The sequence below is a fragment of the Alloprevotella tannerae ATCC 51259 genome, from assembly GCF_000159995.1.
In the GTDB taxonomy this organism is placed as follows: Bacteria; Bacteroidota; Bacteroidia; order Bacteroidales; family Bacteroidaceae; genus Alloprevotella; species Alloprevotella tannerae.
Genome location: NZ_GG700642.1, coordinates 438,132 through 438,706 on the forward strand (window position 1 = coordinate 438,132; position 575 = coordinate 438,706).

The following is a 575-nucleotide window of genomic DNA, read 5'->3' on the forward strand; positions in this document are numbered from 1 at the left end:
ACGATGATCGACCTTGCCGAGAAGAAATACAACATCCGTATACGAAAAAACTCCGCTGCCAAGTAATCAAGGCCTTGTCGCAGGGAAAAGAAAGACAGGAACTAGTAAGTCATCCTGTCAGTTTACTCTGCGGTTATCTTGGCATAAGCAGACAAGGATATTATCGCCATGTGGATCGTTCTTTGGAGTTAGACGTCCTTCGCAGCAGCATCGTATTCTATGCGCAGGAGCTCCGCACCTCTTTACCCAAGGCCGGCATACGCATCCTTTACGAGCTATGCCGTCGCAAATATGCAGATAAGTTCACCATCGGGCGCGACCAATGCTATGAGCTCTTCCGCTCTAATGGTCTGTGCCTTCGCCGTCGCAAACGCCCAAGGACGACCAACTCCAATCACCACTACCACATCTATGAAGACCTTCTCAACACAAGGCCCAAGCTACATCCCGCCCGCTTCGGTGAGCTGTGCGTTACGGATATCACCTACGTGGCAACCTCTTCAGGTTGGGCCTATCTCTCCTTGGTAACCGATGCCGCTTCACGTCTGATCGTGGGCTGGTGCCTGCATCCGACC

The 575-nt window shown here is 52.0% G+C and carries 1 pseudogene; it reads left to right on the top strand.

Annotated elements, in window-relative coordinates:
* Window positions 1–170: 170 nt before the first annotated feature.
* A pseudogene (locus GCWU000325_RS12650) lies at window positions 171–575 on the top strand (IS3-like element ISPg5 family transposase); the annotation flags it as partial.